The sequence below is a fragment of the Flavobacterium soyae genome (assembly GCF_021245985.1).
GTDB lineage: Bacteria > Bacteroidota > Bacteroidia > Flavobacteriales > Flavobacteriaceae > Flavobacterium > Flavobacterium soyae.
On sequence record NZ_JAJQXA010000002.1, the window covers coordinates 264146 to 288380 of the forward strand.

Here is a 24235-nt window from a genome sequence, read left to right on the forward strand (position 1 = left end):
GTAAATTATATTAAAAATTCCTGATCCTGATTCATCTCAATTCTTAGTACCTCAAGAACCTCATCTAAAGTATCTACTGAATTACTCGCCATTTTTTCGATCAGATAGATATATAAATGCAGTAATTTTGCCATTTTACTTTCAGAAAAAATGTCTGTATTATATTCCAATCGAATTACGAGTTCTTCTTTTTTTACCGTAATATCTATTTTGAATTCTATTTTGGAGTGTGTGCCTATTTCTTCTTCATGTACAAATTCTTCTATCTGTACACCGTCATCAAACAGTATTGTACGGGATACTTCTTCTTCATTATGAAGAATGATTGTTGTATCAAAAAAAGGATTTCTCGATGCATCATTGTTCGGTAAGTACTTTTCTACCATCAAATCAAAAGGATAATCTTCATTTTCATACACCTGCACAAATCCTTTTGTGTTTTCTTCAAGGAATTCCTGAAAGTTCATTCCTGATGAAACCCTGATTTTTAAAGGCAGATAATTTATAAAGGATCCTATAATGGGTTCTATATCTACGTGGGTTCTTCCGGAAGAAATTGTTCCGATATAGAATTTATTTTGATTACTATAAGCATGTATTAACAGTCCATATATCCCAACAAGATAATTGTTCAGAGAAAGAGACTGTTCATTAAGGCTTTGCTTCAATCCGTTAAAGTTTTCTTTTATCTTTGTGCTTATGGCGGTTCCATTATAAGAGATCATAGCCGGACGCACATAATCTATCGGAAAATCCAAGGAAGGAATATCTTCGGCAAAGAAGTTTTCCCAGAAATTTTCATGCATCTTATATTTGCCTTTGTGCCAGTTTACATAATCTTTATATTGTATTGCCAAAGACTCAACATTGATACGCTTATCTTTAAGGTAAATGTTATAGTTTTCTTTGATTTCTTTATATAAAATCTCGCGCGACCAACCATCGGAAATAATATGATGAAGGGTTGTTGCAAGGGTATATTCTGTTTCTCCTTTTTTTATTAGGTTTAACCTAATAGGTAATTCCTTTGAGAGATCAAAAGGTTTGTATCTTTCCTGACGTAAAAATTCAATCATTGACGATGTATCCTGTATGACTATAACAGGAATTTCCAGATCAATATTCTCTATTGGTAAGATATACTGATAAATATCTCCATCTTCATATTTGAATATCGTTCTAAGGGTTTCATGTTTTTGTATAAGTGCCACAAAAGAAGCCTTAATTGCCTCAATATCCAAAAAACCATTGATTGAATAATGCATAGGAACATTAAACAAGGCTGCGCTTTCTTTTTTAATGGTCGACAGCCACATACGTTTCTGAGAATTTGAAACTTCATATCTTGACTGAGCCGCAACGGGAGAAATCTTCGTGTAAAGAAATTCTGTGCTATCATTTACTTTTTCTAGAAAAAACCGTGAAAAGTTTTCAAAATCCGGGTATTTATAAATATCAGCCAAAGTTATTTTTACATTGAACTCTTTGTATATTTTGTTGAGCATCTGTATTCCCTTTAAGCTATGTCCGCCCAAAGAAAAGAAGTTGCTGGTTCTAGTTATCTCATCTGTCAGTAAGGTTTCTTTCCATATCCTTAATAAATGTTTCTGCAAATCTGAGGTTATAAAAATCTCATTCTCTTTAGAAAAATTATAAATCGATTTATTAGATTTATATTCTTCATATAAATCTTTAAGAGCCTGCTGATCCACTTTATTATTTGTTGTTAACGGAATTTTATCCACATATAAAATTTCAGCCGGAACCATATATTCAGGAAGAGAATTTTTAAGGTATTCTTCCAAATCTGAAGAACTTTCTTTGGTGATCCCGGTTACAAAAGCGCAAAGTCCTGTATCTCCGTTGTTTTCTACAGCCAATACCGCAGAATCTGTAACTCTCGAAAAAAATCTGATAATGTTTTTCACTTCATCCGGCTCAACTCTGTAACCTCTTATTTTTACCTGACTGTCTCCTCTTCCAAGGAACATGATTTCGTTTTCCAGCGTAAAAAAACCAATATCACCTGTCGCATATATTCTTCCGTAATCGGGATGAACAATGAATTTTTCTGAATTAAGCTCTTCAATATCCAAATATCCTTTTGCAAGTCCTACACCTCCAATAAAGATGTTTCCTGTCTCATATTTTGAAACTTCTTTCTTTCTGTCATCCAGAATAACAGCAAAATTATTGGGGATCGGAGATCCTATTACTGGCCTTTGAATGTATTGCTCTATATCCTTTATTTTTTTAAAAACAGTCCCTATAGTAGTTTCAGTAGGACCATAATGATTGATAACTTCTATTGTCCCTAAAGATTTTTTAAAGTCTGCTAAATCTCCTGTCTTTATTTTTTCTCCTCCCAGAATGACTTTTTTAAGATCCGATCCTTCAATTTTATTAAAGTTTTTTGCATTTAATATGGCATTAAAATAAGACGGAGTCGTTTTTATATACGTTACTTTTTTATCTGCAATCGTACTGATTACCTCATCTACATCATACAGAATCTCTTTTTTTACCATCTGTAATTTCCCTCCTGAAAGTAAAGTACCCCACAAACTTGTATATCCTAAATCAAAGGCATAAGAAGAAAGAAGTATGGAGGTCTCGCTATGGTTTATATCGAGTAATCTGTTAAGGAAGTCGACATAATTTATCAAAGATTTATCCTGAATACAAACTCCCTTAGGAGCTCCGGTTGTTCCTGACGTATATATAATATAACAAGTACTGTCCGGCGTACGAATAGAATTACTGCCCGTGGATGTACCTTCTGTAAAATTTAGTGTATCAATAAAGAGTTTTGGTTCAAATTCCTCTTTCTGATAGTTACTTCCTGTGATTAAAAGCTGCGCATTCGAATTGTTAAGTATATGCGTGATTCTTTGTTGAGAATCATTAGGATCTATAGGAACTATGCTCCCATTAATTTTTAATACGGCCAAAAAAGCAACAATCACGTTATGATCCCAATCGCACATTACACCTATTGTTGGCGATGAAACATCTACTATTTTATCCCGAATTAATGCTGCCAGCTCGTTTGATTTCTCATCTATTTGTTTATACCTATAGGCTCCATTTTCATCTTCTATAGCAATATTTTCTGCAAACTGCTTCACGATTTCTGAATATCTTTCCAAAACCGATTCTGCGGTTATGTTATTTTCTGCCTTCAACGGTTTCTGAACACCAGTTTTGTAAGGCTCGATAGCAGCTGTATTTTCAGAATATTTTTCTATCAGCTGCATACTGTTGTGCTCCCACAGCTTTATAAAGTACGTGATATCTTCACTTTTGATGTTATCTTTATGATGCAGCGCAACAGTGGTTTCTTCTTTTGCAGAATATATCTGGGCGATAAAATCTGAATATCCATTTTGGTGATCTCTAATTTCACTCAAAGGAGTTTTATCTTCGGTAATTTTACTCAGATCAATAAATTCAAAAATATACCTGAAGTTTGATTTTATAAAATCTACATATTCCTGATTATTCGGAATATATTCTTTGCGGCTGTTTAGTAATATCACCAGTTTGCCTATGCTGCCACAGTATTCTTCTATTCCTGAAAAACCTTTTGCGGCTTCTGCATTAAAAGGTAAAATGTTGGCATAAAGTCCAATATTTTTGTAAAGCTGCTCAAAGCTTCTTCCATGGCTTACATATCCTGCACCATATGCTGTATTTTTATCTGCAGATATCTGGCAAAGCGTATAGTACCAACCTGATAATAGCAGTATTTCTTTATCAATCGGGGCGTTTTGCAGTAACTGAACAAACTTGTCGCTCAGTTTATAAAGCTGTGTTTTCCTTTTTCCGGTTTCAACAACATTCAATTCCATATTTGTTCTGAAAGGCTGAAAATTTTTCATTATATCTTTCCAGAATTCCGAATTTTCTTGATTACCTTCTTCAGTAATAATATGTTCTCTCCATGCAGAATATTGCAGGTAACTGATATCAGCTTTATCATAAGTACCTTTGCGGTATTTTTCTAAAATACGGTGGTAGAGCGTTATTATACTCCAGCTGTCAAAAAAGTAAAGTCCGTATCTGAACGTTATTGACACAGCATTTTCGTTATCCTGAACGATGGTTATACTCAGATTGTATTCTTGGGATACTGCATTATCTGTATTTTCCAGCACTTGTTTGTGTACAAGTTTCACATCAAAATTTCTTTCCTCCTCAATAGTTAAAAAGGCTTCTTTTCCCGGAGAAGTAATAGTCATGTAAAGAGATAATTCATCTTTCAGAACTTCATTTATATCATCACAGAACTTTTGTCCCTGAATATTCTCCAGAGAAAAAGCCATTACATTATACAAGTCACCTTTACTCGCCGCCAGATATGTGAGGTTTTGCTGGGGTGACAAATTATATCTTTTTATCATATGCTTAAAGAAATTGGATAGTAGTTTTTGATATCCGCGTGTTCTCTTTCGATTCTTCTCGCCAAAGCATCAAATTCAATTTTAAAGCCCATAGGGTTGCTGATCCATTCTTTAGAATTTTGTGCTGTTTGAGAGTCTATAAGATTTACTTTTTCGTTCATTTGTCTTGCCAGTACATTTAGTCTGAGCGTACGTTCCAGACTGATCATATACATCATAGCCGTTTCAATACTTTCTCCACAAGCAATTGCTCCATGGTTAGCTAAAATGGCAACGTTTTTATCTCTCAGCTTTTCAGCTAATTTAACAGCACGATCTGTTGTATTAACAGGACCATCGAATTCATTATACAAAACATAATTATCATAAAACATACAGCTGTTTTGGTCAAGCATTAGGATTTCAGGTTTTTCCAGCGATGAAAAAAGTGTTCCCCACGGAGAATGTGTATGCACGATACAGTTGGCTTCTCTGCTGGTATTATGTATTTCTGAGTGTATGCAGAATCCTGCTACATTAATAGGATATTCCCCTTCAATAACTTCGCCTTCGTTATTTACCAATATCAGATTGTCCGGTGTTATTTCATCGAATAGTATACCGAAAGGATTTACCCAAAACAGGTTTTTCTCATTGGGTACTTTCATACTGATATGCCCACTGATACTTCCTTCATCAAGATGAAGACTTCTCAGCATTCTGCAGGATAAAGCAAGTTTATATTTTAACATTGCTTTACTATCTCCGTACTTAGATTCGTTGGTAATAAAGAAAGAAGCTGTATTTTTTCTGGCTTCAGTTACTTTTTTTGTGGCTGACGCTTTTACGTAGTTATTAATATTATCTTCTTCAGACATAGATACAAAGAGCTGTCTTGCTCCGTCATAAGAATCACGACCATGGGTGAAGTTAATATTATCCATCATCAAAAGATCTCCCTTTTCCCAATTAAACCTGAAAGCTACATCTTCGTATGCCTGTCTTACTACTTCTAGATCATCGATAGATATGGCTGTACCATCTCCATAATAGCTATTACGCGGAAGATTGTCAATTCCGTAAGCATCTATCAAATAGCTGTATACATCACGATCTAGATTACTATAGTGAAAAAGATGCGCCTGATTGAACCATATTTTTTTATTGGTGGCTTTATCAAGAAGTGTTGCCTGTGTAACGTAATCAATTCTAAGTCTGGTATCATCAATCTGAGTAAGATTCATATGATGGTCCTTACAGTATTTCTGTACTTCGTTTATGTCTGATGTTCCGAAAAAAGTCTGCCACGGAATATCCATTTCCTCGCTAAAATTTCGAACGTACATTATGCCGCCTTTATCTTCAAATCTTTTGGTAGTATCAGACGGGATTTTATTATACACAGCCGAACTATTACAGATAGGCGTACAACCACCGATCTCAGAGGGACGCTCACAATAAAAAAACAGCTTTTTGGGCCAGGATTTCGAATACGAATGCTCATTATGCTGAGGAATAAACTGCTCTTTAGGGTATTCTGTAGAGGTATATATTTTATCTTCCAGCCTCGTTCTTGGAGACGAAGGTTCTGCATACTCTAAAGCTCCACCCGAAGACAGGCTGTCTACAACTGAAGAAAATTCTGTTTTAGAAACAAAACTTTTAAATTTTCTGAATAAAATGATTCTGTTTTTTTCATATATTTCATTTACAAAATCATTGTTTTTTTCCAGCCAGCTTTCTAGTTCATTATCTTCAACCGAGGTTATAATGGCTATTTTTGTATATTCATTTCCAACTATTTCAAACTTTATATTTTTAGGATATTTATCACCGATTTCCTTAGGCTGGATCTTTATAAGACTGTTAAAACTATTTTCCATGTTGTGTATGATTTATTTGTTTATACTATTTTAGAAATTATCAAATGCTTTTTTTATTTATTATTTTTTCAGCATATACCTTGTGGATCATACTAAAAAAAGCGGGCTTGTTCTATTAATAACATTTTCCTTTCATGATCAAGTTTTTCCATTGATGAAATTTTGTAACAATAGCCGCTATTTTATCTAAAGCAAGAGTAAATACCTGTCTGTTTTTAGATCTTTAACAATAGCTTTTTAAAATTTATTTTTTTTGTATATCTTACCCGCATTGTGGATATCGAATCATTTCTATGTCAAAAAAAATATCACTTTGAAAAATACTTTTTATTGCCAGGTGACACATATAATTTTGATCTATGGGTACTTTTTTTACATAAAATTTTTCTTCTTCAATTAAGGTAAGCCCGCTATTAATCTCAAAAGATTTCAAAGGGATATTTAATCCCTTACCATTCGCTTTAATAACTGCTTCTTTTTGAGTCCAATACTCGTAAAAAGCAGCTGTTTTATTAAGAGAAAACTGAATCTTGTTCCATTCAGAATTTGTCATTTGTAATTTAAAATCATCAACATCAATATCTTTGACTAATTCAACATCAATTCCTATTTTATGTTCTGAAGAAACAAATACAACTATATTACCTGAATGGGATATATTAAAATGCGGAAAACCCAAAATAAAAGGTTTGCCATATTTGTTATATTGAATATCTGTTAATTTGCAGATATCTCCATTGAGAACATTATTCAATATCAAATAATTACCTAACAATGAAGCCTGTGCATCCTGCCATCTTTTAAATTTCATTATTTTTTCTCTCATTCTTAAGGGCAGCTTTGACAAATAAGACTCATAATATTTAACATGAAATTCTTCAGATATAAATAGGTACTTAATTTGGACAGGAAGATGATTACTGCTTTTCATATTCTGGTATTGCCACATTTTTAATAAAATCAATTACGAAGTTTTCAAATTCTTTGTTTAGCGAAAATTTATATTCTTTAGAGACACTGCTTGAAAATTTCTGATATAATTCAGTTGTTTTAATTAGCGAATTTTGCATGTTATATATAGTGCCAGACAATAACGTTCCATTTAAGTCTTCATAAGTTTCTTCTCCGCTCCAGTCATATATTTTCAAACTATCATAAAAAACATCTGTTGATTTTTTTTTAAGTGCTGCATCCCATTCTATCATTCTTATTAACTCCTTTTTCATGTAATGATCATAAGTGAGAATTGTAAAATAAAAATCTCTTCTTATCAGCTTAATTGATGCGGTGTAACAGGATTGCCAAAAAAAATTATAATGCTGAAAAAATATTTTTTTGTCCAATTTTTTATCCAAAGAAATACTATCCGAAAAAGCAATATTTCTTTCCAAAATGCTTTTCAGATTAATTTTATCTACATGAATTTTATAACCTCTTTTTATAGTCTCATAGAATTTTAAAATATTTCCTTCAGCACTATTTTGTAAAAATTTTGGCAATAACCATTTTAAACCAATATCATTTAGTTTTAAGTAATACCTGATCAACTTGATTTTCTTTATATCAATAATTGTTAAATCATACATTAAACCATCTTTTAAAATCACTTTGTTTTTATCGACCCCTTCTTTAAAGTCTTTATATACCCTTCTTGATATTATTTTTCCTAAGGGATTAATCCATGAGTGATTCTCATTGTCTAAATATTTTATAGGATTATTAGTAAACAAGTATAAATCTATGTCAGAAAATTGATCTATAGAATCTTGAGAAAAACTCCCTATTGACACCAACGAAATAATGTCCTGATTGACAGACAATAGTAATTCAATGCCTTTATTTATAGTATGTACCCTTTCTGATGTATTCATAATAATTTAGTCTATTCGTTCTTTAATTTCATCAGAACCAATTTCTCTTTTTCTTTGTTTTTTCAACTTATTGTTTCCAAAATTATAAGTAAACGTCAGTCTTATAATTCGCGGCTCATAACTGTAAAGAACATAAGAACTGTTCAAATTATCTGTAGACTCAAAACTATAATCACGTCCAAAAATATCGCTAAAACTCAATTGAACCCTGCTGTCCCATTTTGGAATTTTTTTATCTATACTTAAATTTACTCTCTGAAAATCATCTATACGGCTTACTCCTGATATTCTTTTTGAATTATAGGAAGCAAATACCTGAATAGAAAAGTCTTTGGGCAATGTGAAGTTTTGAGAAGTTCTTAAAACATAAAATGTATCATCCTCTTTTTTATCATCCATTTTTTGATCTAAATAGGATAATTGCAGGTTATTTTGCATATCCCACCAATTTGAAATCTTAAATGGTAAAGACAGAGAAAAATTTAAAACCTTTAGATAATCTATATTTAAGGACGTTAAAACTTGCTGGGCTGTGTTATCAGGAAATGTGGCTTGTGATCTGGCAATCGCGTTTTTTTCAATTGTGTACTCCAGCGATACTATATATTTTTTATACTGGTAATTTGTTGAAAGTGCGTTACTGATAGATGGTTTAAGCTCAATGTTCCCAAAATAATAGGTATTTGGATCCAGAAATAAAACAAAAGGAGCTAAATCAAAATAAGTAGGTCTTGAAATTCTTCTTCCATAGGAAAATTGCAGAGTATTGTTCTTATTTAATTTTCTGGACAAAAAGAAGGATGGAAAAAGTTCACTTAATTTAGAATCAAGAACATTTCCTTTCGTTAATAAGTTTAAATCCTGAGTCGAATATTCGTAACGCAAACCAAGTTTAATATCAGTCTTATCATTTGCTTTCCAATCCATAGAGGAATAAACCGCTGCTATATTTTCAACTAAATCTGATTTTTCGCTAAATTCTTCATTCTTTATATATTCATCATTTATTAAATCCTGCACCAAAACTGTATTTTCAAGATTTGAATTGGTATATTTTGATCCTAAATCAAATTTTACATTTTTGTTTATTTCTTTTGAATAATCTACTTTACCAACCCAAACATTTACAGGAGTCTTTTTTGTTGCCGAAAAAATTTCATTTTTATACTCATTTCCGGAGGCATCAAAATAAGTATTTTGATAGTTATTGGGAGCTCCGTTATAATAGTTCAAATAATCAACATCAAGGTTTAAAGTTTGTGAATCATCGATTTTCTTATTGAAATTAATATTTGTACTAAATAAATCTCTCTGGCTGTCTTCATCATTAAATAAAACGATTGACGAATTATTACCCGTTGATTCACTTAGTGCCGTATTACCAAATACTTCTTGTTTAAATCTACTTGTATTGCCATTAACAAGTAATCCAAGTGTGGTCTTATCATCAATATAATAATCCAGACCCAGCCTTCCGGAATAACCGTTTATTACCGGATATCTGTCACTAATCGTTTTATTATAATAAGTATTATTATCTGATAGTATGGTCGAAGAATTCGTAAATTGTCGAGGATTGTTATTTCTGTCAAAATTTAAATCTCCAAAAAAATTAATATCCTTTTTTCTGGTATTCCAGTTAATTCCTGCTTTTTCCTTATCTTTTTTTCCATACCCCACACCTAAAAGAACACCGCCATTTGTTCCTTCAGTATTTTTTTTAATCTGTTTTATATTTATTAATCCACCTGTGAATTCTGCATCATATTTAGATGGTGGATTTGATATTAATTCAATTTTGTCAATATCTTTAGCATTAGTACTGCTTAACATTTGCAAAAGAGATGCAATAGGAACTCTTACCAGCTTGTCATTGATCATTATACCAACTTCTGTTTTACCATTAAGCGTTATTGCACTACCGTTTGAGCCAATATCCACTCCAGGCATTCTTTGCAATACTTCTAAAGCACTTCCTGAAATTCCTATCGGAGTACCCTCAACGTTAACAACCAAACGATCCGTCTTTTGAACCATTTGTTGTTTTTTTGTTGATATCACCACTTCCTTCAAAACATTGTCTGTTACCAATACAATTGGGCTAATGTTCAGGTCTTTATTTTCTATAACGATATCTGTTTTATATTCCTGAAAAGAGAAAGCAGAAACGATTAAAATATAATTGCCATTTTTTATGTTTTTAATACTAAATGCGCCATCAATTCCTGATTGAACAGGCCGAATTTTTACGGTATCATTTACTGCAATAATTTCAATTTTTGCTAATGACACAGCATTTTCTTTATTATCTTTTATACTACCAGATACATTATATTGTGCGATACAACTTGTAGAAATAATAAATAAAAAAATAACTGATAGTATACTTTTCATATGTTTGATATTCTGATTTAAAAGTTAAAATTGATTTCGATGTTTTGCTTAAGTTCTTTTTCTGTTTGCAATAAAATGTCATAATCTGCCAATTTATCGTCAGGATTTTTTATGATTTCCTGTATTATTTTTTTAAATTTTTCAATAATGATTGTAATATTATGGAGTGAATAATAATCTGAATTGTACTCTAAGGCACAGCATAATTTATCATCATCATGATAAAAATTAAATGTTAAAGGAAATCTGCTTACTTTGTGTTTATATTGAAACGGCTTTATTTCAACCGCATTAAATCCCGAAATATCAGTTAATGAAAAATCTGGGTTTTGATATGCAATCATTACATCAAACAATGGTGAATTCCTGTTTTGTAATGTTGTAAAGGGAAAACCTGAAAATTGAAATGAATTAATAATTTTTTGATTTATAGTATTGAAAACTTCTTTAAAAGTATCTTCTTTCTTTATCATAAATCGCAACGGTACTGTATTAACAAACATTCCAATGCATGGAAATAATTCAGTCGAATTTCGTCCAGAATTTACCGTGCCAATACAAATATCTTTATGATTGGAATACTTATGTATAAAAGACCCCACTAATGAAATTAATATGGAGTATACCGATAAATTAAAAGTGTAGGCTAATTTTACCAGCTCTGTTTTTTCATTGGCATCAATTATAAAATTAACCTCATTGCCATTAAATGAAACTTCATCATGCTTTAAGTCTTTAAAAAATGAGTCTTTTATTTGATATCCTTTCAATTCTTTAGTCCAATACGCATTTGCATTTTCATCCAAAGGCTGGTTATTTATCCATTCTGAATAATCTTTGAACTGAAATGGTAATGGATTGATTTCATATTCTTTTCCTTCAGACAACTGGTTGTAAATAACCATTAGTTCTTTTATAAATATTTCAACAGACCATCCATCCATAATAATGTGGTGTGTTGAAAATAACAAGTACTGTGTAAATTCATCAACCACAACATGGTATAATCTTAGTAATAAGTCTTTCTCCAATTCAAATTCTTTGTACAAAATTGAAGTTGAGAAAGCATCAAATTGTTCACTTTCTACCTCGATAGTTTTCAATTCAAAATTCACTTCACCGACAGGTTTAATCTTTTGTTTTGGAATTCCTGCTAATGAAAAAAAGTTAGTTCTTAAACTCTCCTGTTTATCGATAACCTGCAATAATGCCTGGTTTAGTATAGAGATATTGAGATTTCCCTGAATTTCATAAATAGCATTCATATTGTATGCTATCGATGCTTCAGTTCGCTGAGATGCTATCCATATATTTTTTTGTGCATGGGTAAGATCATAGAATTCTTTCTCAGGAGCAGTTGAAATTGGATAAAAGGTAGTTCCCTTAGATATAATATTATCGATTAATGCTCCTATGGATTTAATAGTCGGATTAACAAAAATATCTTTTTGAGACAAGCTGCAGCCAAATAACTTATTGATCTCATATATTATTCGAACTGCATTTAAAGAATGTCCTCCTAATTTAAAAAAATTATCCGTGATACTTACCTGATTTACCGGCAGATTTTGTAGCCATAATGCAAGCAGCTTTTCCTCTGTTTTAGTTTGCGGCAACGCTGCCTCATCCAGACGATAGGTTATATTTTGGTTTGCCAGTGCTTTTCTATCTATTTTATTGTTAGGCGTTAATGGAAATTTTTCTAATCTTACAATGATTTTTGGTACCATGTACTCCGGCAATTCTTTTTGTAGAATTTGAGTAACCAAATCTTCCTGAAACAGATCATTCGTTTTTACAAAAGCAGCCAAAAAAGCCTCGTCATTTATTTTTTTAGCAATTACAATCGCTTGATCAATATTCGGTATTTTGACTAATTTTTCTTCAATCTCACCTAATTCAATTCGATAGCCTCTTATTTTAACCTGAAAATCATTTCTTCCTAAAAATTCGATTTCACCTTTATCATTCCATTTACCTAAATCTCCGGTGTTGTATAATCTTTCTTTATAATCAGCTATATAAGGAAATCTTTCATTTGTTAATTCAGCATTCAGATAATAACCTTTGGCGTGACCATCACCGCCGATATAAATATCGCCAATTGCGCCAATCGAAACGGTATTACGCCATTGATCTAAAATATAGAATGAGGTATTATCTATTGGTTTTCCAATGTTTTTGGCATCACGAGGCTGTACTATTTTTTTAGTACTCGACCAGATTGTTGTTTCCGTTGGACCATACATATTCCAAACTTCTTTGCAAGTACTAATAAGTTTCCCTGCTAATGTTTCACTTAGTAAATCTCCTCCGCAAAGTATTTTTAAGGATTTATTTCCATTCCAGCCGGCATGAAACAACATTTGAAAAAAACTTGGAGTTGCCTGTACAATAGTTGGTTTTGTATGCTCTATATCTGAAATAACTTTTGTTAAATCAGAAAGTACATCGCTCTTAACAACACGTAAAACCGAACCTGAAATGATAGGCAGAAATAACTCAAGAATTGAAATATCAAATGAATACGTAGTCACTGCATAAAAAATATCATCAGAAGTGATACCCGGCTCCTTTTGCATGCTCCATAAAAAATTAATTAAGGATTGGTGCCCAATTTCAACCCCTTTAGGATTTCCAGTCGAACCAGATGTATAAATTATATAGGCTGTATCGTTAAAAGCCGGTAATGCCGTGATATAATCTTCAGCTCGAAAATCTTTTATATCTTCTAATATAAATTCTTTCGTATTTTTAAAATCAAAACTAACTGAAAGATCTTCACTTATAATAATGCTTTCGCATTTGCTGTTTTCTATAATATATTCTAATCTATCCTTAGGAAAATTAGGATCAAGAGGAATGTAAGGCCTGCCGGATTTAATGACCCCCAACAATACACATACTAAATTGGCCGATCTGTTTAATAAAACTGCTATTGGCCTTTTTTTCTGCGAATTGATATTTTGAAGAATATAAGTAGCTACTTTATTGGATTCAAAATCTAATTGAGAATAACTTAATTCTTGGTCACCATCACTAACGGCTATTTTATCTTGAAATAATTTTACATTTTTCAGGAAAACATCAACAAAGGTCTCAGAAGGGTATGAAACAGTAGTGTTATTAAATTCTTTTATAATTTTTGCCCTTTCCTGTACAGAAAGGTAATTTATATCTTTTATTTTTTGAGATGAATCAAGTAATACCTCATGCAGTATATTTTCAAAATGAATGGCAAATTCATCTATACTATAACCCGTAAAATAACTTTCATTATAATCAAAGTCAATTTTTACATCTTCTTCCTCATCAAATTCTCTTATATAGACAGCTAATGGTACTCTTTCAGATTCATGGCTTAAAGGAATAACGGTTGTTTTTGTTCCATAAAAATTATTGGAATAATTTTGTTTTTCATAAGACAATGTAATACTAAACAGTCGGTCTGTCTCTTCAAAAATATTTAATGCCTGAATGAGTTTACCTAAAGGAAATCTTTGATGTCTGTATTCCTGACGTAGTTTATTTTTAATTTGTAAAATTAATTCCTGAAAAGAATTGTCAAAATCTAATGCCAGGCGCAAAGGCGCAATGCCCATAAATAAGCCCACCGTTTTTTTAAAACTTGATTTTCCTCTATTTAATACCGGGATACCTATAGATAAATCATCAGATCTATAATATCTGCCGAAGTATATATATAATACTCCTAAAATGATATGAAAAGCAGAGGCATTATGCTTACCGGCCAGCTCGTTGATTTGATTGTACATTGCTCTCTTAATGTATATTTCTTTCCTTTTACTTTCATTCTTTTTTTCAGAAATTAAAGGAATTAGTGCATCCGGTAAATTTGAAAATTCTTTTGTCCAAAATTTTTTGTCTTCCAAAAAAGTATTCGAATCCTGATAATTAATATCATCATGAACAAAATCAACGTAAGTAAAAGGATAATCAGATTGTATTTTTCCGTGCTCAACTATTTCATTATAATTTTGAACCAAACGCTGAAACATTAAAGATGTACCCCAGCCATCTGTAATAATATGATGGTATTTAGAGAATAAATAAAATAAATCGTCGTGTACTTTAATTAAAATAAATTTATGCAGTAGTACTTTTTTATTCAAATCAAATGGCATCTGAAAATTATTACGCATAAATTCCAAAGAAATTCTCTCAGCATCAGATTCGTTAGAATAGTCAACACACTCTAAATCAGAGTCATGAACATCAAGTATGTAAAAATAAGGGATGCCGTTGTTTGAATCTATAATAATTCGGTACGCATCGTGTTGGTTTATTAAATGAATATAAGCGTCTTTAAAAGCATCTACATTGATATTTCCCCTAATTTCAATTTTAGCCCCAATATTATATATAGCATCGTTTGGGTATAGGATCTGTTCAAAATAAATATCTTGCTGTGGGAGCGTGAGGGAGAAATTATTGATTAATTGTTCCATAAAATAGCTTGACTAAATTCATTTTTTTCTATTCTTATATCTTTTATTATTTTTCCGTATTCAAATTTTAAAATCCGGTCTGCATGTTTGAAATAAGCGTCATCATGAGTAACGGCAATAATTGTTTTACCTTGCTGTTTGAACATTGGGATTAATTTTTCGTAAAAATATTTTCTGAAATAAGGGTCTTGATCTGCTGCCCATTCGTCTAAAATTAGTATCGGACTTTTTTCAAGCATCGCAAATATCATAGACATTCTTTTACTCTGACCTTTGGAAAATTTTCTTCTTGCAGATGATTCTTCATCGTCGGTAAGAACTTTGTCCAGCTCCATTAATTCTAATAAAGAGATATATTCCTTATTGTTTTTGAGGGAATAATTGTCATAATTCTGAGAGAAAATATAGTTATCCGTAAATATTACAGATAATAAATTCTGGTAATTAGGCGTGTTGGATTGAACAGGAATTTTATTTAATAAAATTTCACCTGATGAAGGGCTGTACAATCCGGTTAACAGATTTATAAAAGTACTTTTACCGCTTCCATTTCCTCCAATTATAAAGATGGTTTCACCTTTGTTTATAGAAAGATTTATTGGTCCTAATCCGAAAGAAGAATTATGCTCGAATTTACAGTCTTTAAATTGTAAATTTTCAAAATCAATAACTTGCATCTGCCCCTTTTGTTCTTCAATTTCATTTGTGTTAATTTCTTTAAAAAAAGATTTTACTCTTTTTATTGCAATTCTTGTCCTTGTGTACATGTTTTGCATTGTAATTAACTTATTTAAAGGCCCTGACATAAATAGCAGTACTGTTACAAAAGAGACCATTTCTTTCGACTGAATTATGCCAAAAGCAGGAAGCAAAAAAAGGATGACACCAAAAACTATATAAAGTCCGTATTGACTTAATATATTGATAGCATTAAAATTATTAGCTAAAAATTTATCTAAATCTTTGGCACCGGTTCTATTAGCAGATACACTATTATATAAGTTATTTTTTCTTGTTTCACTTATCTTTAATTCCTTGAATCCCTGAATAATATCATGAATGTATTTATTAAAAAAATCATTCTCACTTCTTAAAATACTCAGTTTTTTTGCTAATTTTTTGCCAACAAGAAAGTATACGTAGGCTATAATAGCGATCAGAGCAACAATCACTAATGTACTTTTATAGGATAGTATAAATAAATAACCAATACATAATAAGATCATTAATAAAGAATTGAGCGTGTTTGTCATTATTCCGGGCAGAAATATAAAGACCCTCATTTCTTCAATAATTCCATATATTCTTTCAGTTCCTAAGGTTTCCAATTGCTTTAAGGAAGAACTTTGAAGCTTTTTAGCTAGGATCAATTCATTATCATACACAAAATTGTAGGTGTAGTCGATTATTTTTTTTTGGAAAAACAGGTTTAACAGGTAAGAATAAACAATAAAGGAAAAGAAGGTAATTCTTAGATAATTCTTAGACTTAAAATTTTCATCTGTTATTGCGACATTTAGTATATATATAATTCCAAGCGTTAATAAGGTATTTACTAACGAATAGAATATCAACAGCAAAATTTTATTTAGATTTATTTTAATCATTTAGGATTTCAATTAATTACCTCTGCTTAAACTTTTTTATTACAATTTTGAAATAATAAACACTATCAAAATTATTGCGTCATGAATTTGTCATTGCTTTAAATTGGCCGCTGTCAATAAAATTCTTCTGTATCGACAATCTTTTCCGGTATGTTTTATTTATTTATGTAATTGAGGAAACTATCAAATACTTGTTTATTTTTTTGCTGCGTTTTAGTTTCCATATAAGCTGTATGCTTTCCTTCAAAAGAATTTAATGCATGTATTTTTTCTGTCTGATTCCGGCTTATCTGGGCTAGAAGATGTTTATAACTCTCTACAATCAAGTCCATATATTGGGTATCAAACAATTCTTTTTTATAGTCCAGAGATCCCAAGAGCCTGTTTTTTCTAATTCTCATTACGAGACTAAAATCGAATTTTGCAGTAAATTCCTCAGGCATAAAAATTTCAAGTTTATTTACCTGAATTTTCTCGGCGATATTATTTAAATCATATAATTCTTCATTAAACACAAATCTGCCCTGAAATAATGCATTCGAATCATTTTTTTCTCTCAAATTCAGTTTTACCAATTCTTCCAAAGAAAGATTTTGGTGCTCAATATCCTGTATGATGTCATCATTGGCCCTGATAAGCAGGTCAATAAAGCTTTCTTCGGGATTGATTGTTGTTTTTATTGGTAATGTATTTACAAAAAAGCCCATAATCGATTCAAATTCTTTTCTGTTTCTTCCGGTAACAGAGGTTCCAAGCACAATATTTTTTTGATCTGAAATATGATGCAGTAAAACACTAAAACTTGTCAGTAAAATTGAAAAAAGGGAAACATTTTGCTCAATCGAGATTGTTTTTAGCAGAGTAAAAATGTCATCTTTAATATAAAAATTAGTAACACGACCTTCGCTTTTACTATCATTTTTAATTGGATGCTGATTTTTAATCAGGTTTAATTTCTCTACTCCGCTTTCCAGCCTGTTTTTCCAATATTGAACATTTTTATTATGCTCTTGATCTTCTTTTATGCTGTTTTGCCATGAAACAAAATCCAGATAAGTATAATCGACTTCCTGCAGACTGTTTTCTCTGTTTGTTACAAATGCATTATATATTTCGACCCATTCGTTTATTAAAATATTCAAAGACCAGCCATCACTTATAATATGATGCATGACGATAATGATGAAATAAGTATCATTGGGTAATTTAAGAATCTTTAATTTTGATAAGGGAGCAGCACTTAAATCAAAACTTATCAGGTTTTCTTTATTTAAAATTTTTAATAATTCTTCATTTTCAGGTAAATAATCATAATCTTCAATTTCAATTATTGGCGCTGTCTCTTCTTGTATAAACTGAATTGGATTTTCTCCGTCAAATTCAAATCTTGTTCTAAAACTATCGTGTCTTTTAATAAGCTCATCGTATGAATTTATAAAATGTTTGATACTAAAAGTTCCTTCAATCAGTAATGCTGTCGAAATATTGTAAGCGCTGGATTCTATTTCATCCTGACTTAAAATCCATAATCTCCTTTGATTACTGGATAATAATGATGTTGTTTTTTGAGATTTTTTTATTGCCAGGTTCGAATTATGTTTCAAATCGAGACCGTTAATAAATTTACTAAGGCTTCTGACAGTAGGTTTACTAAAAATATCTTTTAGCTTTAAATCCAGAATAAGTTTTTTATTGATGGAATTTATATATTGTATGGCCAACAAACTATTCCCTCCCAATTCAAAAAAGTTATCGGTAATGCAGATAGCATCTTTTTTAAACAGTTCCATTAAAATAGTAACAAGCGTTTGCTGTACTTCATTTTCGGGAAGGATAATTTCGGCATTCTCTTTTATGCTTTCTATTTTTGGCAATCTTTTTTTATCGATTTTACCATTAGAAGTCATTGGTAATGATTCCATTGTAAATAGTACGGCAGGAATCATATAAACAGGCATTTTTTGAGTCAGATATTCTTTAAATTCATCCTCATCATATCCTTCTTTGGTTACTAAATAGGCTATTAGTATATTTTCTGAATTTGAATTTTTATCAACTTTTACACAGCTTTCTTTTATATATTGATTCCTGGCTATCATTACTTCGATATCCCCAAGTTCAATCCTGTTTCCCTGTATTTTTACTTGTCCGTCTTTTCTTCCTATAAACTCAATATTTCCTTCAGGCAGCCATTTAACCAGATCTCCCGTATCATACATTCTTTGACCAATAACAAAAGGATTGTCGATAAATTTAACTTTCGTAAGATCAGGATTGTTTAAATATCCATTAGAAACTCCTGCCCCGGAAATATAGAGATTTCCAATAATCCCTATTGGCAGCGGAATTAAGTCTTCTGTCAGAACATAAGCAGATGCATTCGAAAAAGTACGTCCCAGAGGGGTTCTGTCATGTAATGGTTCATCATCCACAGGGTAAATAAGCTTTCCTATAGTTGTTTCTGTAGGACCATAATGATTAACAATCTTTAATTCATTATTTACTTCTTTTATCTTTTCAATAATCCCTTTTGACAATTCTTCTCCTCCAAAAACAATCATTTTCTTAGGCAGCAAAGGCTTATTGTCATTCACTAATGCTTTCCAGAAAGTAGGCACTATTTTAATACAATCAATGTCGTTTTGATCGAAATATTGATGTACATATTCTATATTTCTTAAAGAATCCTTAGACAGCAAATGCAATGTTTTACCATAAATTAAGGAACTGTACAAAGTGGTATTTCCTAAATCTGTTGATAAGGAAGACATTAGTAAAAATGTTTTAGCCTGATCGATTTGAATTCTGGAATTCAGTCCATAAAAATAATCCGTTAAATTCTGTTGATTCACCATTACTCCTTTTGGAGCACCTGTGGTTCCAGAAGTATAGATTAAATACGCTAAATTATCCGGTGTTGTATTATTAATATTTAATCCTTTTTCTTTTAAAAACTGATTGTCATTTTTATTGTTTAATGTGATGATTTGAATATTTTGATTTACAAAAATTCCTGAATCAGCATCATTTGTTATAACAAAGTTGGCTTTGGTATCGTTTATTATATAGGCAGCTCTTTCCTCTTGTATATCAGCATCCAGCGTTACGTATACCCCTCCGGATTTCATGATTCCCAGTAAAGCCACAATTGACATACTCATATGCGAATTGTAACAAAGCAAAACAAAATCTCCTTTTTTAAGTCCATTGCTTAAAAGATAATCCGCCAGTTGATTTGCTTTTTCATTAAGCTCTTTATAGGTGAGTTCTTCATCATCAAAAACAACGGCAATAGCATCAGGAACATTATTAACCTGCTCTTCAAATAAATCTATAATGGTCTTATCCATAGGATAATCTACCGATATATCATTAAATCCAACTAAAAGTTCTTGTCGCTCCTCCGCTGTTAGAAAATCAATTTCTTCTATAGGGTTTTCAGGTTGCTCTAATGATTTTATCAGAATGTTTTCAAAATGAGAAAACATTCTTTTAATCAATGATTGGTCATAAATATCTGAATCATAATTTATTAACAAGGTTAAAACATCTGATTCCGAAAAAGTAAAAGTGATATCAAATTTAGAATTCCTGCTTTCAAATTCGTAATTCTCTATTTGTAAACCTGTTAATTCTTCTTCATTAACCAGGCTTTTTACTTGTTTTTGATTTTGTAATACAACTAAAACATCAAATAAGGCAGAACGGCTAGTGTCTCTCTTTAAATTCAATTCGGTCAACAACGCATCAAACGGATAATTTTGATGTTCGTAAGCTTCCAGCAGGATATTTTTTTCTTTATTTAATAAATCAAGGAAACTGTTTTTTTCTTCAAATTGGGTTCGTATCGCTAAAGTATTTAAAAATAATCCCATTTGGTTTTCCAAATCCGGATGTTCTCTTCCAGCCACCGGAGTTCCAATTATGATATCATTTTGTCCCGTATATTGGTGCAATAAAGCATTAATTCCAGCCATTAAGGTCATAAACAAGGTCGCATCATGCTCTTTTGAAAAGGTTTTCAGTTTATTCAGAAATTCTTTTGAAAAGATATGTGTAACGCTGTTTCCATTATACATGCGAAGCAATGGACGGTTTTTAAAACTAGGCAGATCTAATACCGGTAATTCTCCTGCAAACTGCTGCAACCAAAATACTTTAGATTCCTGACTTTTTTCCTGTTTCAGTACTTCATTAAGCCAAACTGAATAATCTTTATATTGAATGCTTAATTCAGGCAGCTTAGCTTCTATTCCTTGTGTTAACGCATTATAGATTTTTACAATTTCTGAGACCAATAACTCTATTGACCATCCATCGCCAATGATATGATGCATCGACAAGAAAAACACAAATTCATTTTCTTTCAATTTAACCAGACTTGCTCTTATCAATGCAGCTTGCTCTAAATCAAAAGCAATTGCGTTGTTTTCCTGTAAATAGGCAAATACTGCACTTTGGTCTTTTTCAGATGTAAAATCTTTTTCTGTTATCTTAAAATTAATTTCTTCTGCCGGTACTATAAACTGATGAACTTCTCCTTCTTTATTCGTTTTAAAATAGGTTCTCAATATTTCATGACGCTGGATTAAAAATGCAAAGGATTCTTCAAATTTAATTTTATCGATATTTCCTTTTAATTTTACTACTGCAGGCATGTTATAAGCCAAAGAACCTCCTTCTAGTTGGCTCAAAATCCATAATCTGTGTTGAGATTTGGTTACAGGATATGATGCTTTCTCCGGAGTTTTAGGAATGAAGGCAAAATCTTGTGCCTGTAATTTTAGACTAATTTCTTCAATTGTCGGACTAGAAAAAAACGCTTTAAAAGTTATACCCTGATGAAGTTCTTTATGTATTCTATTGATAACCTGCCCGATGATTAAACTGTTTCCGCCCAGATTAAAAAAGTTATCTGTAATACCTACTTTTTCAATTCCTAAAACGTCTTGCCAAATCGCTGCTAATTTATCCTGAGTTTCGTTTTTTGGCGCTACATATTCACCCCTGATAATGTCATCTGCGGTAACAGAAGGCAGCGCTTTTCTATCAACCTTACCATTAGAAGTGACAGGAATACTGTCTAACGCGATAAAGAAATTCGGAATCATGTATACAGGAAGTTTTTCCTGTAGATAATGACGGATTTCTATTTTATCGATTTTCGATTCAGAAACATAATAAGCAACAATTACTTTCTCCTGATTTACTTCTTTAATCTCAACAATTACATTTTTTATTGCGTTTGAATATTGAAATAAATGCGTTTCTATTTCACCCAATTCTATTCTGTAGCCACGAATTTTTACTTGATGGTCTTTTCTGCCAATGTATTCAATGTTTCCATCAGCAAGCCATTTGGCTAAATCTCCTGTGTCATACATTTTTGTACCCTCAATAAAAGGGTTATTGACAAACTTTTCTTCTGTAAGCGCTGTTTTATTCAAATAGCCCCTGGCAACTCCAACCCCGGCAATGTATAGTTTGCCAACTGAACCAATGGGTTTTAAAGATAAATTTTCGTCAAGAATATATAAACTGATATTATCAATTGGCTTACCAATTGGAACGGAATTAATGTTATGCTGCTCTGCACAATCATAATAACTTACATCGATACTTGCTTCTGTTGGACCATAAAGATTCATCAAAGAAATATTTGATAACTCACTATAAAACAACTTCCTTTGGTGTAATGTTAATGCTTCACCGCTTACAAATACCTGCTTTAAAGTTTTTATACGTTCTTTTTCATTTGGATTTTCCTTTATATATTCTAAAAAAACAGCTAACATTGCAGGAACAAAATGTATTACTGATACATGATTCTCATATATGTTCTGTATCAATTGAGCAGGATCTTTTTCTACTCCCGATTTAGCAATTGAAAGTTTTGCTCCATACATGGCCCACCATACTAATTCCCAAACGGAAACATCAAAAGAATATGTAGTTTTTTGAATAAGTGTTTCACTAGAATATAATGGATATGCTTTTTGCATCCACGTTAATCTGTTTACTAAAGAAGTATGTTCGATCATGACTCCTTTAGGGTTTCCTGTTGTTCCGGATGTATAGATCAAATAAGCTAAGCTTGTGGGAGAATTGATTTTAGCTAAATTTAAAGTCGTGTATTTTTCTCTTTGATTATAAAAAATAGCGTATTCAGTTTCATCAATAATGATTTTACTTTTCGTATCACTTTCTATATAATCAATTCTGTCCTGAGGATAATTAGGATCAATAGGAACATAAGCAGCGCCAGATTTTAAAATCCCAAATATAGAGACAATCATGCGTTCGCTTCTTTCTAATTTTATACCTATCAGGTCATCTGGCTGAATATTGTATTTTTCTCTTAGATAAGCTCCTAACTGATTGGCAATTTCATTAAACTCTTTGTAACTCAGTTCAGTCCCTTCAAAAACAACTGCTATGTTGCTGGAAGCCTTTTCGACCTGATCTTCAAATAATTCAATTATGGTTTTATCATGCGGATAATCTACTGCAGTATTGTTAAAATCAAATAATAATTGATGCTTATCCTCTGTACCCAGTAAATCAAACTCATCAATATTACTGCTTATAAATTCCTGAAGATGAACTAATATTTTTGTAAAACTGGAACCTAAATGCTGCAGCAATGGCTTGTCGGCAAAATCTTCATTGAAGTAAATTATTAATTCTAATACGTCGCCTGTTATATTAAATTTTAATAAAACACCTCTGCATTTATCAGAACCTATTGAATCATCATTTAAACTAATTCCAAAATGAGAATAACTGCCTAAATCCTGATAACCTAAATCATATGTTGTATAAGCTAATTTATTTTGGACTTCCTGCGATATCGATTGCAGGTGTTCTTTAAAAGATTTATTAAATGAATTATTATCGTCTTCCAAAAAGAAAGAATTCGAATCTTTATTCCCTGTTAGAGAGTTGTAAGACGTAATAATGCCGGCATAATTATAAAAATATTTATGCAGAAGTATAGAATATATAGAGGTAAATATTGAAAATTGCGAAAGACAATTATTATTGGATATCTTTTGTAAATATCCTAAATCTTTTATATCGATCGCATATTTAAAAGATTCAACATCTTTATTTAAAGAGAATACCGGCTCTTTGTCCTTAATCTTATTATCCCAAAAAAGTGCTGCAATTTTATTAATGTTTTCCATGAAACTTATAACATTTTATTTAACGGGGTATATTTTTTTTAATTGAACGAAATAAGGATCAACATATTTAACTCAAGATTTTATCAGTATTTCTTAATCAAAATGATCATTCATACTTATTATAAAAACAGTTAACCATTCTTAAAAATCATTAATAATACATGAAATTTATTATAACGTAACGCAAAAATAACATAGCGTTTTATAAAAAATTACGGATTTTTTAGCTAAAAATTACGGGCTTCTCCCCCGCTTTTTTTAAGTTTTTATAAATTGCTCTGAAAAAGTATTTTATAGTTCTTAAAAAAAAAAATAGAATTATGTTTTGTAAATTATAGAAGCCTTAAATTTGAAAATGGCTGGAAAATAATTTCAAAATACCAAATTTAACTGCACAAAAAAGATTTATGCATTTCTATAAGGCAATTAACTGGATGTATCC

8 protein-coding genes are annotated in these 24235 nt (G+C 31.2%); all 8 read right to left on the minus strand.

Annotated features, from left to right (window positions below; translation table 11 throughout):
• Positions 1 to 5: 5 nt before the first annotated feature.
• A complete protein-coding gene (locus tag LUU93_RS03640) occupies positions 6 to 4403 on the minus strand; it encodes a condensation domain-containing protein (RefSeq protein WP_232678396.1) in 4398 nt (1465 codons plus the stop codon).
• Positions 4400 to 6265, minus strand: coding sequence for a class II aldolase/adducin family protein (locus LUU93_RS03645; protein ID WP_232678399.1), 1866 nt, complete (start codon positions 6263 to 6265; stop codon positions 4400 to 4402). The genes LUU93_RS03640 and LUU93_RS03645 overlap by 4 nt, the downstream gene beginning before the upstream one ends.
• Before the next feature lie 262 nt (positions 6266 to 6527).
• A complete protein-coding gene (locus LUU93_RS03650; protein WP_232678401.1) occupies positions 6528 to 7196 on the minus strand; it encodes a 4'-phosphopantetheinyl transferase family protein in 669 nt (222 codons plus the stop codon).
• On the minus strand, positions 7183 to 8136 hold the full coding sequence (locus LUU93_RS03655; protein ID WP_232678403.1) for an aminoglycoside 6-adenylyltransferase: 954 nt from the start codon (positions 8134 to 8136) through the stop codon (positions 7183 to 7185). The genes LUU93_RS03650 and LUU93_RS03655 overlap by 14 nt, the downstream gene beginning before the upstream one ends.
• A 6-nt stretch (positions 8137 to 8142) precedes the next feature.
• Positions 8143 to 10530: an outer membrane beta-barrel family protein gene (locus LUU93_RS03660; RefSeq protein ID WP_232678405.1), complete on the minus strand. Its 2388-nt coding sequence runs from the start codon at positions 10528 to 10530 to the stop codon at positions 8143 to 8145.
• Between the two features lie 17 nt (positions 10531 to 10547).
• Complete coding sequence (locus LUU93_RS03665; RefSeq protein WP_232678407.1) at positions 10548 to 14999, minus strand: non-ribosomal peptide synthetase; 4452 nt, start codon at positions 14997 to 14999, stop codon at positions 10548 to 10550.
• Entirely contained in the window at positions 14987 to 16606 is a 1620-nt protein-coding gene (locus LUU93_RS03670) for a cyclic peptide export ABC transporter (protein ID WP_232678409.1), read from the minus strand. The genes LUU93_RS03665 and LUU93_RS03670 overlap by 13 nt, the downstream gene beginning before the upstream one ends.
• A gap of 155 nt (positions 16607 to 16761) precedes the next feature.
• Complete coding sequence (locus LUU93_RS03675) at positions 16762 to 23793, minus strand: non-ribosomal peptide synthetase (RefSeq protein WP_232678411.1); 7032 nt, start codon at positions 23791 to 23793, stop codon at positions 16762 to 16764.
• Positions 23794 to 24235: the final 442 nt, after the last annotated feature.